General features: G+C 68.8%; 15 protein-coding genes, 1 tRNA gene and 1 pseudogene. 11 read left to right on the forward strand and 6 right to left on the reverse strand.

Annotated features, from left to right (window positions below; all coding sequences use genetic code 11):
* The 3 genes and pseudogenes from AB0I88_RS07265 to AB0I88_RS07275 all read left to right on the forward strand — a co-directional run.
* Positions 1 to 289 (forward strand): annotated as a pseudogene (locus AB0I88_RS07265) (hypothetical protein); the annotation flags it as partial.
* A 422-nt stretch (positions 290 to 711) separates the two neighbouring features.
* Positions 712 to 1,554 (forward strand): regulatory iron-sulfur-containing complex subunit RicT, encoded by an 843-nt coding sequence (gene ricT, locus AB0I88_RS07270; RefSeq protein WP_361019609.1) that lies wholly within the window; start codon positions 712 to 714, stop codon positions 1,552 to 1,554.
* A 240-nt stretch (positions 1,555 to 1,794) separates the two neighbouring features.
* A complete protein-coding gene (locus tag AB0I88_RS07275) occupies positions 1,795 to 2,274 on the forward strand; it encodes a GNAT family N-acetyltransferase (RefSeq protein WP_361019612.1) in 480 nt (159 codons plus the stop codon).
* 74 nt (positions 2,275 to 2,348) lie between these two features.
* Here the strand turns inward: AB0I88_RS07275 and AB0I88_RS07280 are convergent, their stop codons facing one another.
* Positions 2,349 to 2,708, reverse strand: coding sequence for a hypothetical protein (locus tag AB0I88_RS07280; protein WP_361019615.1), 360 nt, complete (start codon positions 2,706 to 2,708; stop codon positions 2,349 to 2,351).
* Positions 2,709 to 3,101: 393 nt separating this feature from the next.
* On the opposite strand from AB0I88_RS07280, the gene AB0I88_RS07285 reads away from it, so the two are divergent.
* Complete coding sequence (locus AB0I88_RS07285; protein WP_361019617.1) at positions 3,102 to 5,234, forward strand: tetratricopeptide repeat protein; 2,133 nt, start codon at positions 3,102 to 3,104, stop codon at positions 5,232 to 5,234.
* Here AB0I88_RS07285 and AB0I88_RS07290 read toward each other — a convergent pair.
* The gene (locus tag AB0I88_RS07290; RefSeq protein WP_361019620.1) at positions 5,173 to 5,706 is read right to left on the reverse strand and encodes a type 1 glutamine amidotransferase domain-containing protein; all 534 of its coding nucleotides are present in this window, start codon (positions 5,704 to 5,706) and stop codon (positions 5,173 to 5,175) included. The two genes, AB0I88_RS07285 and AB0I88_RS07290, sit on opposite strands and share 62 nt — an antisense overlap.
* 36 nt (positions 5,707 to 5,742) lie before the next feature.
* Positions 5,743 to 6,201 (reverse strand): DUF2231 domain-containing protein, encoded by a 459-nt coding sequence (locus AB0I88_RS07295; protein WP_361019623.1) that lies wholly within the window; start codon positions 6,199 to 6,201, stop codon positions 5,743 to 5,745.
* 379 nt (positions 6,202 to 6,580) lie between these two features.
* Here AB0I88_RS07295 and AB0I88_RS07300 point away from each other — a divergent pair, with 379 nt between their 5' ends.
* The 5 genes from AB0I88_RS07300 to AB0I88_RS07320 all read left to right on the forward strand — a co-directional run bounded on the left by AB0I88_RS07300 (position 6,581) and on the right by AB0I88_RS07320 (position 9,340).
* Positions 6,581 to 7,018 (forward strand): DUF6232 family protein, encoded by a 438-nt coding sequence (locus AB0I88_RS07300; protein ID WP_361019626.1) that lies wholly within the window; start codon positions 6,581 to 6,583, stop codon positions 7,016 to 7,018.
* Between the two features lie 190 nt (positions 7,019 to 7,208).
* Entirely contained in the window at positions 7,209 to 8,105 is an 897-nt protein-coding gene (locus tag AB0I88_RS07305) for a helix-turn-helix transcriptional regulator (RefSeq protein ID WP_361019629.1), read from the forward strand.
* A 42-nt stretch (positions 8,106 to 8,147) separates the two neighbouring features.
* Positions 8,148 to 8,345, forward strand: a complete 198-nt coding sequence (locus tag AB0I88_RS07310) for a DUF397 domain-containing protein (RefSeq protein ID WP_361019630.1) — start codon at positions 8,148 to 8,150, stop codon at positions 8,343 to 8,345.
* A 213-nt stretch (positions 8,346 to 8,558) separates the two neighbouring features.
* Positions 8,559 to 8,762 carry a DUF397 domain-containing protein gene (locus AB0I88_RS07315; protein ID WP_361019633.1) on the forward strand — a complete coding sequence of 68 codons (204 nt, stop codon included), beginning with the start codon at positions 8,559 to 8,561 and terminating at the stop codon, positions 8,760 to 8,762.
* 56 nt (positions 8,763 to 8,818) lie between these two features.
* Positions 8,819 to 9,340, forward strand: coding sequence for a DUF6226 family protein (locus AB0I88_RS07320; RefSeq protein ID WP_361019635.1), 522 nt, complete (start codon positions 8,819 to 8,821; stop codon positions 9,338 to 9,340).
* On the opposite strand, the gene AB0I88_RS07325 is transcribed toward AB0I88_RS07320, so the two are convergent.
* Complete coding sequence (locus AB0I88_RS07325; protein WP_361019637.1) at positions 9,337 to 10,509, reverse strand: geranylgeranyl reductase family protein; 1,173 nt, start codon at positions 10,507 to 10,509, stop codon at positions 9,337 to 9,339. The genes AB0I88_RS07320 and AB0I88_RS07325 overlap by 4 nt on opposite strands.
* 61 nt (positions 10,510 to 10,570) lie before the next feature.
* On the opposite strand from AB0I88_RS07325, the gene AB0I88_RS07330 reads away from it, so the two are divergent.
* Positions 10,571 to 11,773: an MFS transporter gene (locus AB0I88_RS07330; RefSeq protein WP_361019639.1), complete on the forward strand. Its 1,203-nt coding sequence runs from the start codon at positions 10,571 to 10,573 to the stop codon at positions 11,771 to 11,773.
* A gap of 128 nt (positions 11,774 to 11,901) precedes the next feature.
* Here the strand turns inward: AB0I88_RS07330 and AB0I88_RS07335 are convergent, their stop codons facing one another.
* Both AB0I88_RS07335 and AB0I88_RS07340 read right to left on the reverse strand, forming a co-directional pair.
* On the reverse strand, positions 11,902 to 12,654 hold the full coding sequence (locus AB0I88_RS07335; protein WP_361019641.1) for an SDR family oxidoreductase: 753 nt from the start codon (positions 12,652 to 12,654) through the stop codon (positions 11,902 to 11,904).
* Between the two features lie 177 nt (positions 12,655 to 12,831).
* Positions 12,832 to 14,562: a metallophosphoesterase gene (locus tag AB0I88_RS07340; RefSeq protein ID WP_361019644.1), complete on the reverse strand. Its 1,731-nt coding sequence runs from the start codon at positions 14,560 to 14,562 to the stop codon at positions 12,832 to 12,834.
* A 58-nt stretch (positions 14,563 to 14,620) separates the two neighbouring features.
* Between AB0I88_RS07340 and AB0I88_RS07345 the strand changes: the two genes are divergently transcribed.
* Positions 14,621 to 14,697 (forward strand) — tRNA-Thr (locus tag AB0I88_RS07345).
* Positions 14,698 to 14,838: the final 141 nt, after the last annotated feature.

Consider the following 14,838-nt stretch of genomic DNA (forward strand, 5'->3'; position numbering starts at 1 on the left):
GGCCGTGCCGTTCCCGCCGGCCGTGCCGTTCCCGCCGGCCGTGCCGTTCCCGCCGGCCGTGCCGTTCCCGCCGGCCGTGCCGTTCCCGCCGGCCGTGCCGTTCCCGCCGGCCGCGCCGGACCAATCGGGCGCGCCGGGCCCACTGGACCCGATTGCCGCGCCGGACCCGCCGGAGTCGGCCATGCCCGGCCCGCCGGAGCTCGCCTTACCTGGCCTGCCCGCCCCTGCGGTCCCAGGCGTGCCCGCGGCGCCCGGCCCGCCGGAGCCCGTCGCGCTGCCCCTACGATGAGCGTCCGTCTTTCCGCCACCGGCATCCGACGCCGGACTGCCGCCGCTCCCGGCCTGTGGGCCGCCCTCACCGGAGTCCGGCTCGGCCCCACGCAGGTTGGCGATCCCGGGCGCCGCACCGAGCTCGAGCCGATCGATCCGGAGCAGTTCAGCCGCCGACTGTGCGGCATACGGTGCCGGCTGTTCGCAGGTAGCCGGCACAGCGTAGGCCGGCGCGGGAGTGGTCAGGAACCCGAGCGTGACGACACTTGCGGCCACCGACCTGGCGGGGTTCATGGGAAGTCCTTTCGAGGCGTGCGGCGTCTACGGGACTGGCCAACGAGGGTCGATGAGGCCGGTTGCGCGGCATCTATGCGACAACCCGCGCGGGTAGTTCAAACCCGGCATTTGGTGCAGCTTGCGAACCGTCGTAGGGTTGATCGCATGGGCATGCTGTGCGCGGTCAGCTTCAACCGGTACGGCCGCCTCTACTACCTCGATCCAGCCGGCTTCACCCCGGCCGTCGGCGACCGCGTCCTGGTCCCGACCGACGACGGTCCCGAGGTGGCGGAGTGCGTCTGGGCACCGCAATGGGTCGACGAGGACACCTCCGGGTTCCCCAAGGTCGCCGGCCTCGCCGACGACCGTGACCTGCGCCGCGACGAGCAGCTCCGCAAACGCAAGGCCGAGGCCAAGGTCGCCGCCAAGAAGCTGATCAAAGCCCACGACCTGCCGATGAAGGTCGTCGCCGTCGACCACGTCATGGACCAGCCCGGCAACGGCGGCGCCCGCACCACGATCTACTTCACCGCCCCGCACCGGGTCGACTTCCGCTCGCTGGTCCGCGACCTGGGCGCCACCCTGCACTGCCGGGTGGAGTTGCGCCAGCTCTCGGCCCGCGACTCGGCCCGGGTCCAGGGCGGCATCGGCTCATGCGGCCGCGACCTGTGCTGTGCCACCTTCCTGACCGATTTCGAGCCGGTCACCATCCGCATGGCGAAGGATCAGGATCTCCCTCTGAACCCGTTGCGGATCTCCGGCGCGTGCGGCCGCCTGATGTGTTGTCTCAAATATGAGCACCCGCTGTACCAACAGTTCCAGGCCTCGGCCCCGGCCATCGGGTCCCGCGTGACGACCCCCGAGGGCGACGGCCGGGTGGTGGCCCACAGCGTGCCGAAGGACGCGGTCGTCGTTCGCATGGATGCCGACGGATCCCGCTGTTCCTGCAGTCGTGCCTCGGCGTGCGCCCCACGCCAGGCCCACGACGCCCACTACAACGCCGAGTAGGCCGGTCATCTCCGAGGCGGCAGCAGTTCGTCCAGCTCCAATGGGTCGGCCCGGTCGGCCCAGCGGCTCCACACCCGCCGGCAGGCGAGGCACCGAAACGGGGTACGGCAGACCCGCTTCTCATCCTCCTTGCGAAGACACAGGAAGAACCCGAGAGGCCGAAGCTCCCCGTCACACTGCGGGCACGTCTCGGTCATTAACGCATTGTATTCGTCCATGGATCTACGGCAGCCTTCGGCCATGATTGAAACGCGTGCGCTCGACGAGGGCGACTGGAAGATCTGGCGGGAACTGCGGCTGGCCGCGCTGACGGAGGCGCCGCAGGCCTTCTGCGCCCGGCTGGCGGACTGGCAGGGCGATGGCGACCGTGAGGAACGCTGGCGTTCCCGGCTGGCCGTCCCCGGCTCGTACAACGTGGTGGCGACGCTCGACGGGCAGCCTGTCGGCATGGCCAGCGGCATGCCCACCGACCAGGACGGCGTCGTGGAGCTGATCTCGATGTACGTGGCGCCGGCGGGGCGTGGCCGGGGCGTGGGCGACCACATCCTGGACGCGGTCGAGCGGTGGGCCCGGCAGACGGGGGCGGAAACGGTTCGGCTGGCGGTGAAGGCGGGCAACGAACACGCCTGGGCGCTCTACCGGCGAAACGGTTTCCACGACACGGGCGATTTCCTGCACGGGGAAAACCTGTTGGCCAAGCGCCTGGACCGCGCCGATTGAAGAATGAAAGCCCAGGTCGACGACCTGGGCTTTCCCCATTGAGCCGCCTGTCGTCAAACGGCCGCCCGCAACGATCAGGAGCCATTTCCCACCACGATCGCCAGGCCTGCCAGCCCCAAACCGGTGAGCGAGACCGCCGCCAGCAGAAGCCAGCGAACCACCCGCGGATACGGCCGGCTGAAGTAGACACCCGCGCCGCAGATCCCGCCGAGAACGCACACCAGGGTCGGCGCGAGCCGGGCGCCGTCGTTCCCACCGTGATAGATGGACAGGGCACCGAAGAACCCGAGAAAGACGCACAGGCCGGCGATGGACGATCGCAGATTCCAGTACGCCGTCCTCTGGAGTCGTTCGATCGCTTCCCGGTACTTCGCTGCTGCCGCCTCGCGCTCCTCAGGCGTGCCACGCCGGCTCCGACCGCTGTCATGCGCCATGAAACGACCGTAGTCATCGATGAGACCAACTGCTGACCTGGAACCGCCTGGCGGTCAGGGAGTCCGGTGTGGATTGGGCGGTCGGTTGATGGTTTCGAGTTGCGGTGGGGGCGATGATGTCGTGATGAGAGCGCGACACTGGGTGATCTTGGTGGTTGGTGTGGTGGCCGCTGCTGGGCTCGGGGTGTCAGCGTGGTTGTTCGGCTCCGAGGGTGTCGAGACCGCGAGTTGGCTGGCCGGGGTGGCGAGTCTGGTTGTGGCGATCGCGGCTGTGGTGCTGGCCCGTCCGGGTTCGTCGTCTCCGCCCCCGTCTGGTCCGGGAGTCAACGTCGGTGGCGACAATTCCGGGATCATCTCGACTGGTGACGGTGCGCAGATCACGCAGCATCAGAGGTGAGCCGCTGGTCGTGGCGCTGGCCCGCGCCTGATTTGCCGACCTCGCCGGGGTCGTCGGTGACGATCGGCGGCGACAGTTCGGGGGTCGTGTCGGCTGGTGCGGACGCGTTGATCATTCAGCAGGCGATCGAGAACGGTGCGATGGTGCCGGCGGAGGCGTTGACGCCCGTGGCGGAGGTGCCGGCGCCGGCCGGGATGTGTCATCTGCCGATGGCTGATGGTTTGTTGTTGGGCCGGGGTGAGGAGTTGCGGCTGCTGGATGCGGCTGTTGCTGATCCGCTGGTGCTGGTGCAGGCCGTCCACGGGCTGGGTGGGATCGGTAAGAGCACTCTGGTCGCGCATTGGGCGGCCGGTCATCGGGATCGGTTCGCGCCGGTGTGGTGGATCACCGCGGACAGTGCGGCGGGTGTGGATGCCGGTTTGGTGGCGTTCGCGGGAGCGTTGCAGCCGGGGTTGTCGCAGGTGTTGCCGTCGGAGGCGTTGCGCGAGCGGGCGCTGGGCTGGCTGGCCGTTCATGCGGGGTGGCTGCTGGTTTTGGACAATGTGACGGATCCGGGGGATCTGGCGGGGTTGTTCGCCCGGGTGGCTCCGGATCGGGTGGGCGGGCGGATGGTGCTGACCAGTCGCCGGGCGACCGGCTGGCCGCGGCTGGTGTCCACGCTCCGGTTGGATGTGCTGCCGGTGGATGCGGCGGTCGAGTTGCTGACGGGGCTCGCCGCGCGTGATGGTGTCGCCGTCGACCGGGTTGAGGCGGAAGCGGTCTGTACCGTGCTGGGGTTGCTGCCGCTGGCGGTGGAGCAGGCCGGCGCGTACATGGCCGAGACCGGTACCGGCGGGCGGGACTATCTGCGGTTGTGGGAGACCTATCCGGCGGACATGTTCCGTGACGGGGGTGAGAACCGTAGAGCCGAGCGTACGGTCGCGCGGATCTGGCGGGTCACCCTCGACGCGCTCAGGGCGGGTGGTGATGATCTGCCGGAGCGGCTGTTGCGGGTGTTGGCCTGGTATGCCCCGGACGACATCGCTCGTGGCCTGGTCGACGGTATCGGGGAGGGTGAGCCGGCGACCCGGCGGGCGTTGGGCCGGCTGGCGGCCTACAACATGATCACTCTCAATGCGGGGGTGGGGACGATCTCGGTGCACCGCCTGGTGCAGGCGGTCGCCCGTACCCCGGACTCCGGTGATCCGTATCGGCAGGCCGATGACATCACCGCCGCGCACATGGCTGCTCTGAGGGCGCTCGCCGCGGTGCTGCCGGACTGGCAGGATCCGGCCGAGTGGCCGCGGTGGCGTCGTCTGCTACCCCACCTGAACGCCGCGACGAGGTCCGCCTCGCAGGCAGCCGACAACGACCTTGTCACCACGACCGCGTTCCTCAACAACCGACACGGGTTGTTCCTGGAGGGCCAGGGTGACGTGCGTGCGGCGATCCTCCTGTTCGAGCAGGCTCTCGCCGACCGGCGGCGGGTTCTCGGCGATGACCACCCCGACACTCTGACCTCGGTCAACAACCTCGCCGGCGCCTACCGGTCGGCGGGTGATCTGGGTCGTGCCATCGGCCTGTTCGAGCAGGCTCTCGCCGATCGGCGGCGGATTCTGGGCGATGACCACCCCGACACTCTGACCTCGGTCAACAACCTTGCTTACGCCTACCGGTCGGCGGGTGATCTGGGTCGTGCCATCCCTTTGTTCGAGCAGGCTCTCGCCGATCGGCGCCGGGTTCTCGGTGACGATCACCCGAACACTCTGACCTCGGTCAACAACCTCGCTTACGCCTACCGGTCGGCGGGTGATCTGGGTCGTGCCATCCCTTTGTTCGAGCAGGCTCTCGCCGATCGGCGCCGGGTTCTCGGCGACGATCACCCCGACACTCTGACCTCGGTCAACAACCTCGCCGGCGCCTGCCAGGCTGCGGGTGGCCTGGGTCGTGCCATCCCTCTGTACGAGCAGGCTCTCGCCGTAAGCGGGTCGAGCACGAAGCCCGGCGGTGGTGTTTCAATCAACGCTCCGATGCCGGGCGGAGCCCGCCGGCGAGCACTGCCGCCAACTGCGGCGCCGGCGTCTCGGATCAGATCGCGTCGAGCAGCGCCTCGCAGAAGGCGGGCAGGTCGTCTGGCTTCCGGCTGGTGATCAACCCGTCGTCCACGAAGACCTGCTCGTCGACCCAGGTGGCGCCCGCGTTCACCAGATCCGTGCGCAGGCTGGGCCAGCTGGTCAGGGTGCGGCCGTCGACCACGCCCGCCTCGACCAGTGTCCACGGCCCGTGGCAGATCGCCGCGACCGGTTTGCCGGTGGTGACGAACTCACGGACGAAGCGGACGGCGTCCGCGTCGGCGCGCAGGAAGTCGGGGTTGGCGACGCCGCCGGGCAGCACGAGGGCGTCGTAGTCGGCGGGGTCTGCCTCGCGCACGTTCTTCTCCACCCGGTACGTCCCGGCTTTGTCCAGGTGGTTGACCGCCTGGATCTCGCCGTCCTCGATCGAGAGGAGTTCGGCGCGGCCACCGGCGTTCTCCACGGCCTTACGGGGTTCGGTGTACTCGATCTCCTCCACCCCGTCGGTCGCCAGGAAAGCCACACGCTTTCCCTTGATCGATGCGGTCATGGTCGGGCTCCTTCCGGCTGCCGGGGGTTTGTTCCGTCAGTAGTTCCGGTTCCCGACCGCGGCCCGGGCAAACGCGGGCGACCGGCCGTTGGCCACCTCTCCGGCGAACCACGCGCCGAACCCGGCCAGCGCCAGGGCGAGCAGCTCGACGGCGAACAGGCCGCCGCTCACCACCCGCTCGGGCTCGCGGACGCGCAGCATGGCGATGACCGCGAACACCACGAGCACACCCACGTTGAGCAGGCCGCGCAGCACGCCGAGGCGGCGGTCCCGGGAGCGGCGGGCGAACATCACGTCGACGGTGCCGGCCGCCGTCACGAGCGTGCCGCCGATCAGACCGGCCACGATGTTCCAGTACGCCAGGGCGCCCAGGATGGTAGGTCCACCCAGCAAATCCGCCATATCGAACATAACCGCCATCGCGAAGAGGCCGAGCGGGAACATCACCAGAATCGGCTGCACCGCCTGGCCCGCGACACTCAATCGGGTCTCCATTCGGTCTTCGCCCTCCCACCTGCGGAAATACAGGTTCGTCTCCATGTTCGGGGTTGGCCTACCCGGTCCTCTCGCCGGGCAAACGCCTCGATCACCGCCGATGAAGCGCCCAAACCGGCCTTGAGCGGCTTGTTCGCAATCTGCGACATAGCAGATTGAGTGATGGCGGACTGCCGGGTGGCGTGCTTCACTGCAAGGAGAGCAACAAAGGGCGGAGTTGGAGGGAGAGACAAGCAACGGCACCCGGCGGCAAACGGGTGCCGTTGTCCGCCTCTGAGGCTTCGTTCGTTGCGACTCGAACGAGGCGGGAATGGGTCTCTCGCGCCAATGGTGGCCCCGCTCCTTCCCTCCTCGCAGGAAAAGCGAAGAGGAGTTCGCCATGCGCACACGGATCTACTATCGCGGTCCGGACGCCCTGGTGTCCGATGATCAGTTCGTCTGGCATCCCCAATCCGCCCCGCAGGTGTTCGCCGTTTCCGACCTGCGCAACGTCGGCCTGGTGCAGGCGCCCTCTCGCATCCGCCCGTACGCCCCGGCCCTCGCCGCGGGAGTCCTCGCCGCCGCGGTAGCAGGCTGGGTTCTGCTGCCGGATCCGGCGATCTATGTGCTCGTCCTTCTCGGCCTGGCAGTACCGGGTGTAGCCATGCTCTGGCGCGAGCCAGGGCGGTGGGAGCTTCACGCGCAGTATCGGGGCACCGCGGTCGTGCTCTACTCGTCCGCCGACGCGAGGGTCTTCAATCAGGTGAGCCGAGCCTTGCGCCGGGCCATGGAGGACACTCGGCGCACACCCTGGGGTTACGGATTGGCAGCGGCGTGACCTGCGGGTTCACGAGAATCTCTCGGGTGATGTTGCTATTCGATCAAAACCGCCCCCGGCAGCCGTCGTTCTGATAGGACAGTACTAGGATGTTCCGCGACCTCGCTGATTGCCAGATGGCAGACAGCGAGGTCGCAGGCCAAGACTCGGCCGCTACAGAGCGTCACTACACTTCGACGATGAAGGACTCATGACCGAGGGTGACTCGCCGACCATCGCGCGTCGGCGCGTACGTCTCGCGCTTCGTGAAGCGCGAGAGCGAGCCGGGCTCACCCAAAATCAGGTCGCCGAAGAGATGGAGTGGTCGCACAGCAAGGTCATCAGAATCGAGCGGGGCGATGTCAGCATCTCCGCGAACGATCTGAAACCGCTGTTGAACTACCTCGGAATCAAGGACAAGGCGGCGGTCGCCGCGTTGCTCGCCGATGCCCGTGTCGCCCGTACCCGACAGCGAAAAGCGTGGTACCAGGCCCCGGAATTCCGCGACACCCTCACCGACGACCTGCGTAAACTGATCGAGTACGAGAGTGAGGCCGCGGAGATCCGCTCCTACTCGATCTATTACATACCTGGCCCTCTGCAGACTCGCGGCTACGCGACCGCGCTGATGGCCCGGTATGAGGACGAGTTGAACGAGGACCAGCGCAGGTGGCGGGTCGAAGCCAGAACGAAACGTCGTGAGGCTCTGCTCGGCCGCGCCGGGGACGTGCAGATCCTGCTGATGGTCGACGAGTCCGTGCTCCGCCGCGCCGTCGGCGGGCCGGCGGTCTTCGCGGAGCAGTTGCGCGACCTGAAGAAGCATACCGAGGACGGTTCCATCAGGGTCCGGATGGTGCCGTTCTCACTCGATGCCTCGGTCACCAACAACGCCAGCTTCGACCTGCTCGTGCTGGGCGGCGGCGAGGTGTTGTACAGAGAGACCGGCCTGGATGACGAAATGGTCGAGGACCAGGAGATGGCCGCGAAACACCGCGCGCGATACGACCGGGTCTGGCAGGAGGCCGCGGATGAGGCGGACACGATCCAATTCATCGAACGGCGGATCAAGGAGCTGGAGCGCGCCGATACGGACCGGCCGTCCCGGTAGACGATTTTGATGACATGACATGATTCCTTTGAAAGGTCCCCAATGCACAACGAGATGAACGTGCCCGCCTGGCGTAAGAGCAGCCGGTGCGGAACGTCGACTTGCGTCGAGGTCGCCAAGGTGAACGACCAGTACCTGATCCGCGACTCGAAGAACCCCGAGGCCGCCCCGCTCAGCTTCGACCAGAACGAGTGGAACGCCTTCGTGGAGGGCGTGGCCGCGGGCGAGTTCCGCTTCTGAAGTCGTCGGCCCGCCCGCTCTGCACCTCACGTTCTTGCAGAGCGGGCCGGCCAAAAGTATTCGCAAAACAGTTTTATCGTATTAAATTGCCGCCGCATATCTCACATTCAGTGGGATAAGCGGCATTTTCTCATTTTCATTCATGCACGCGCCCGGCCGGGTCCGGTTCATTCGCATACCGTGGATTCCGAACCGTCACGGAGGTGCACACATATGATCAAACCGACGGAAGAGCCACGGTGGCGCCGGAGCGGACGATGTTCGACCGGCACCTGTGTCGAGGTTGCCAGGATCGGGAACCGATTCCTGATCCGTGACAGCAAGAACCTCGGCGTCGCACCCCTCGACTTCACGAAGGAGGAGTGGGACGCGTTCGTGGCCGGAGTCAAGGCCGGAGACTTCGGTTTCGACGAATGACTCACCTTCCTCCGGAGCATCCGGATGCCGCGGGCCGAGCGCGGCATACTGCAGTGGTGGACGGCAACCCGGACACCACCGACCCCGACCGCTTCGCCACGCTGCACGAGGCGGCCGAAACCCTGCTGGACGAGCTCACCGAGCGCTACCAGGTGGAACGCCGGGAGAGCAAGGAACCGCTCGGGCTCGACGAGGCGCTCGCGCGGACCGTCCGGCTCATCCCCCACATGCCCACCGCGGCCCCGCTGGCGGTCCACTTCACCGGCCCCGGTCTACGCCTGCGCCTCGGCCGATGGTGGGAGGAATCGCTGCCGGCCTGCACCTGCGACACCTGCGACGAGGACCCGAAAGTCCTCATCGATCGCTTGCGCACCCACGTCGACGCGCTCATCGAAGGCGGGCTGTGGGAACGCGTACGCCGAGGGCTGGGCGGGTCCTGGTTCGAGACCCGGCTGATCGGCTCCGGAGTGAAATCCGGCCGGGAAGGACCACTCTCCCCGGTCGGGGCCAGGGACGCCCGGCGCGGTGGTTTCGCCGCGCCGGTCCAATGGGCGCCCTGGCAGCTCCGATCCCGTTAGCCGTGCTCCGGCCGGCCGGGCCCGCCCGGCCGGCCGGAGCGCCCGCCCAACAGGCTCACCGCCGCGGCCACCGCCCGGCGGCGCAACACCCCGGCCATCGAGAAGTCACCCCGGCAGAACCCGGTGAAAGCCCGCCAGCCCAGCGGACTGGCCATCACGGCGTGCACCAGCCCCGGATGACGGCCGAACAGCCCCAGCAGGCGGCGCCCGGCGGCCATCTCCGGAGCGAGATCCGCCGCGATCAGGCGGTCGTACTCGGTCAGGTCGCCGCCCCCGGCCGCGACCGTGCCGGCCCAGGCGCCGGAACGCAGCGCGTAGCTGATGCCCTCCCTGGTCCACGGCTCCAACAGCCCGGCCGCGTCGCCGGCCACCAGGACCCGGCCACGGCGGACCGGACTGGAGGCGCTGCGGCAGCGGGTCAGGTGACCGGAGTCGCGCAGCACCACACGGTCGGCCAAACCTAGCCGGGCGACGAACTCGCGCAGGTAGCGCTTGGTCTCGGCGCCACGGCCCTTCGCCATGATCACGCCCACGGTGAGCTGGTCACCCTTCGGGAACAGCCAGCCGTACGAGCCGGGCACCCGGCCCCAGTCGAGCAGCAGCCGGCCACGCCAGCGGTCCCGGTCGCCCTCGCTCGCCGCCAACTCCACCTCCAGCCCCAGATCCTGCTGGTCGAAGGTGACACCGACATGCCGCGCGGTCACCCCGGCCGAACCGTCCGCCCCGATCACCACCCGGGCCGTCACGGCGCTGTCGTCATCGAGGGTCACGGTGGCCGCGCCGTCGTCCTGCGAGACGGCCCGGACCAGGGCGTTCTGGCGTACCGTCGCTCCGGCCCGGACCGCGGCCCGGCACCAGGCGTGATCGAAGTCATCGCGCCGGACCATGGTCACGACCGGCTCGTCCGCGGAGCGGCGGGTGAAGCTCCGCCGCCCGTCGTGGGTGAAGGTCACCGCATGGATCCGGTCCCGGGCGGGCACCTCCACCCGGGGCGTGCTCAAGCGCATCGACACGCCCAGCAGGCCGCCGCCGCACGTCTTGTAGCGGGGATGCTGGGCCCGCTCCAGCACGATCACTCTCGCCCCGGCGGACGCCGCCGCAACCGCCGCCGACAACCCCGCCGGGCCCGCCCCCACCACCGCGACATCCCACTTCGGCCCCTGCTGCACACCCCGAAGTTTAGATAGCGTGACCGGTGAGAACGTTTTCACGATCACACGGGGTCCTCGCTTGAGCACAGTCGAGACGGCGGAGCTGCGGTCCAGCACCCGCTCCGTCTACATCACCTTCATCTTTCTCGGCGTCGCCATGGCGAGCTTCGCCTCCCGGATCCCGCAGATCCGCGACCACCTCGGGCTCACACCGTCACAACTCGGACTGGTGCTGCTCGCCATCGCGGCCGGCTCGATCACGTCGCTGCCGCTGGCCGGGCACCTGGTCAACCGGTACGGCTCGCGGGCCATGGTCGGCACCATGGCGGTCATGCTGGGCGTGTCGCTGGCGTCCGCGGCGGTCGGCTACCACTTCGGCGTCGTCCCGGTGGTCGTGGCGCTCTACCTGTACGGCTTCTCCACCGGCGCGTGGGACGTCGCCATGAACGTGCAGGCCGCCGTGGTGGAACGCCGCATCGGGCGGTCGATCATGTCGCGGTTCCACGCCGGTTACAGCGTCGGCACCGTCGCCGGGGCACTGGTCGGAGCCGGCGTGGTCAAAGCCGGGATCGGCGTCACCTGGCATGTGGTGATCAGCTGCGTGATCGTCACCGGCGCGGTCGTGGTGGCGGTCCGCGGGTTCGTGCCCGACGAGACCGAACCCGAGACCGGCGGCGGATCGTTCAGCGCCCTGGCCGCCTGGCGAGAGCCGCGCACCCTGCTGATCGGCCTGTTCGTGCTGGCCTTCGCGCTCACCGAAGGCGCCGGCATCGACTGGATCAGCATCGCCCTCATCGACGACTACGGCACCACGGCGGCGACCGGCACACTCGCGTTCGCGCTGTTCCTGGCCGCCATGACGGTCGGCCGGTGGTACGGGCCCAACCTGCTGGACCGCTACGGGCGCGTCCCGGTGCTGCGGGCCCTCGCGGTGACCGGCCTGGGCGGGCTGCTGATCTTCGTGTTCGGGCCGTCCGCACCGGTCGCCTTCGCCGGCGCGCTGCTCTGGGGCCTCGGCGCGTCGCTCGGCTTCCCCGTCGGGATGAGCGCCGCCGCCGACGAACCGGCCCGCGCCCCCGCCCGGGTCGGAGTGGTCGCCTCGATCGGCTACTGCGCCTTCCTCGGCGGGCCACCCCTGATCGGATTCCTCGGCGACCATTACACGGTCTCGCGAGGACTGCTCGCGGTGGCGATGCTGCTGGTGCTGTCGATCGTGCTGACGCCGGCTCTACGCGAGCCTGATCGGGCGGCTGGCGCCGCACGATCCGACCCGGGCGGCTGACGCCGCACGGGTCCCCCGGTCGGGCTTTTACTGACGATCCCTGGCCGGGGGGCTGGGTTGCTCGGGTTGGGTGGTCGGGCTTTTACTGACGATCCGGGGTCGGTCGGGGGTTTTGCCGATGGTGGATTTCAGGTCAGTCTGCGGACCAGTGACAGTGGCAGGACGCGCATGGCGACGCTGAGTGGGGCCCATGGCCAGGCTGGGACGTAGGCCTTCGGGCGGCGTTTCTCGATGGCGGCGACCATGGAGCGGACGCCGGTCGCGGTGTCGACCATGAACCGGGTCTTCTGCTGGACGTGTGCGTTCATCTCCGAGCGGATGTAACCGGGGTAGATGACGGATACGTCCACCCCGGGGATCCGCTCGGAACGCAGACCCTCGGCGAGGGCGGCGACACCCGCCTTGGTGGCGGCATACGTCGTCATCGAGCGGCGCATGCCGCGCAGCGCCGACATCGACGAGATGATCACCAGGTGGCCCCGGTGCTGCGCTCGAAAGATCTCGCACGCGGCCTCGGCCTGCGACAACGCCCCCAGGAAGTTGACCCGCGCGGTGTCCCGGTTCGCGTCCGGACGGCCGGTGCCCAGCGGGGCGCCCTTGCCCAGGCCGGCGTTCACCACCACCCGGTCGATGCGGCCGAACTCGGCGGCGAACTCCCGGAACACCGTGAAAACCGCCTCGTCGTCGGTCACGTCCAGCGCCTTCACGCTCACCCGGGACCCGGTGAGTTCGGCGCGCAGCGCCTCCAGCCGGTCCACCCGGCGAGCACACAGCGCCAGGTCGTAGCCGAGGGCGGCGAACTGCCGGGCCATCTCCTCACCCAGACCGGCGCTCGCGCCGGTGATGAGCACGACGCCACGACTGCCCTGGTACGAGTTCATGCCCTCACGGTAGGGAACCGGCCGGGTGTCCGGCTTGATCCAGCGCGACAGGTTCGCCGCCGGGAGTGCGTGGGCAGCTCAGCCCGGCGGGCGCGCCGCCGGGCGCGAGTGGGTAGCGGCTCGCGCGGAACAGGCGGGACGGGGTGGATCCGGTGGGGGCGGCGCACGGCGTACACCTCAACGGGTTTGATCTGGGGTGGAATCGACGACGATGGGGGGCTCGATGTGGCGTGCGGTCAACGGCGTCGCCGGGCGCAACCAGGGCGCGTGGGGCTCGGCGTCGGGGTCGGCCACCCACTCGTGGCAGATCTTGTCGACGCCGATGGGATGGATGGTGAGCGAGCCGTCCGGGGTGATGTGCATGCGCAGGAAACTCTTGGCGTCCTCGATGCCCTGACCGGCGAAGAGCTCGTTGAGGTTCACGTCGAAACGGGCGGCGATCAGCAGGTACAGCGCCACCACCTGGCTTGAGACGATCGCGATCAACGGACCGTACGCGAGAGCGGCCACCGCCAGAGGTCCCGGCCATGGCCAGTCCCGGAACGGGAACTGCAACCACACCCACGTCCCGCCGACGGCCAGCGCGATCTGGGTCAGACCGTGCGCCACCCCGAAGACCCAATGCCGTGCGTGCCCGTCCGGTTTCGCGAACGCGACGGTCCCGGCCATGATTAGTACGAGCATGAGCACCAACGGGATGCTGAACAGCCGCTGGATGTTGCCGCCCTGGCTGGCCGCCCCCGCCATCGCCAGCATCGTCAGCGTGTGGATGACGCCGAGCAGTGTGGCGAAGCCGGCGTTGCGCCGCGGCACCCGGTGGAACACTCCCAACCCCATCCGGCGCGACGTCGGCGGATCCGGGAAGGTGCCGCGCAGGTCGTACCGGAGGCTGCGGCTCCGGCTGCGGGTGAGCGTCTCCTTCGGCGGCACCATGAGGTGATCCGGCAGATTCTGGGTGCCCAGCGTGTACGCCCCACCACCCCCGCAGGTGATCAACTCCCGGTCCTCGCCGGAGAACCGCGCGTAATGGTGCAGATCCCCGGACACCAGCACCCGGACCTGCGCCTGCGTCGGCGCCACGATGGTCCGGATGAAGTAGTCGACGGCGTCGTACGCGTCCGGGTTGTCCTTCGCCTTCACCCAGGTCGGCGACGGTGTCATCAGGATCACCCGGTCGTCCGGGCCGACCCGCTCGGCCGCCTTCTCGAAATACAGCAACTGCGGATCGTCGATGTACGCCCCGAACTGCTCGTCCACCGCGAACAGCCACCAGTTGGCCGGCAGCTTCACCGCGAAATACGACCGCCGCTGCTCGGTCCGCCAACCGCCGATGTGGCCGTCCTTACGCCGGGCGAACAGGCGCAGGAACGCGGTGAGACCGTCGTACCAGTCATGGTTTCCGGGCAGCGCGAACAGCGTCGGCCGCGGCGCGCCGGCCGGGGCCTCCGGAAGAGCCGCACGGTACGGCCCCTTCATCCGGTCCTCGTAGCCCTCGCCGCTGGCCAGCGGGTACACCTGATCGCCGCCCATCAGCAGCAGCCGGCCGCGGGGCAGCCGCTCGCCGTCGACCTCCAGCTCGTCCTGGGACAACAGGTACGCCACCGAATAGGTCGCGTCGAAACCGTCACCCAGGTCGGCCACGTAGTCCAGCCACAACTCGCCGGTCGCCGTCGTCGAATGGTCGAAGACATCACCGTCCAGCGCGTTCTGGAGCTCACGCTTGTCCAGGTACGCCCCGAAGAACAGGTGCAGAACGGCGCGCAGCCCGGTGCTCAACAGCAGAAGCGGCGCCAGCCAGCCGATCGGGCCCCTGCGGGTGAACCCGAGCTCCTGCGGATCCAGGCTGCGTGGCCGGTTCGGCACATTCGCCTCGGACTGGGCAGGACGCTGTCGGGGAACGATGGCCACCGAACGATCCTCCCCCGATGAGAGGTTGTCCGTCTATGCAGTAAGATGACTAACCGTTGCCGCCTTAGCTCAGTCGGCTAGAGCGACGCACTCGTAATGCGTAGGTCGTCGGTTCGATTCCGACAGGCGGCTCCACGAGAAACCCCAGGTCACCGGCCTGGGGTTCTTCTTTTGAACAGGTCGATGACGGTGTCCGGGGAGCCCGCGGTCCGCAGATGGTCAGTACGCCCGGTGGCGGCCTTCGGCCGACATCGGCCGGCGCGCCGGCCGGCTCTC

The sequence above is a fragment of the Actinoplanes sp. NPDC049802 genome, from assembly GCF_040656595.1.
GTDB lineage: Bacteria > Actinomycetota > Actinomycetes > Mycobacteriales > Micromonosporaceae > Actinoplanes.

Coding starts and splice junctions, on each gene's coding strand:
- AB0I88_RS07275 (WP_361019612.1), top strand. CDS start 1,795: ATGATTGAAACGCGTGCGCTCGACGAGGGCGACTGGAAGATCTGGCGG.
- AB0I88_RS07335 (WP_361019641.1), bottom strand. CDS start 12,654: ATGAACTCGTACCAGGGCAGTCGTGGCGTCGTGCTCATCACCGGCGCG.
- AB0I88_RS07310 (WP_361019630.1), top strand. CDS start 8,148: ATGCACAACGAGATGAACGTGCCCGCCTGGCGTAAGAGCAGCCGGTGC.
- AB0I88_RS07280 (WP_361019615.1), bottom strand. CDS start 2,708: ATGGCGCATGACAGCGGTCGGAGCCGGCGTGGCACGCCTGAGGAGCGC.
- ricT (WP_361019609.1), top strand. CDS start 712: ATGGGCATGCTGTGCGCGGTCAGCTTCAACCGGTACGGCCGCCTCTAC.
- AB0I88_RS07315 (WP_361019633.1), top strand. CDS start 8,559: ATGATCAAACCGACGGAAGAGCCACGGTGGCGCCGGAGCGGACGATGT.
- AB0I88_RS07300 (WP_361019626.1), top strand. CDS start 6,581: ATGCGCACACGGATCTACTATCGCGGTCCGGACGCCCTGGTGTCCGAT.
- AB0I88_RS07290 (WP_361019620.1), bottom strand. CDS start 5,706: ATGACCGCATCGATCAAGGGAAAGCGTGTGGCTTTCCTGGCGACCGAC.
- AB0I88_RS07295 (WP_361019623.1), bottom strand. CDS start 6,201: ATGGAGACCCGATTGAGTGTCGCGGGCCAGGCGGTGCAGCCGATTCTG.
- AB0I88_RS07305 (WP_361019629.1), top strand. CDS start 7,209: ATGACCGAGGGTGACTCGCCGACCATCGCGCGTCGGCGCGTACGTCTC.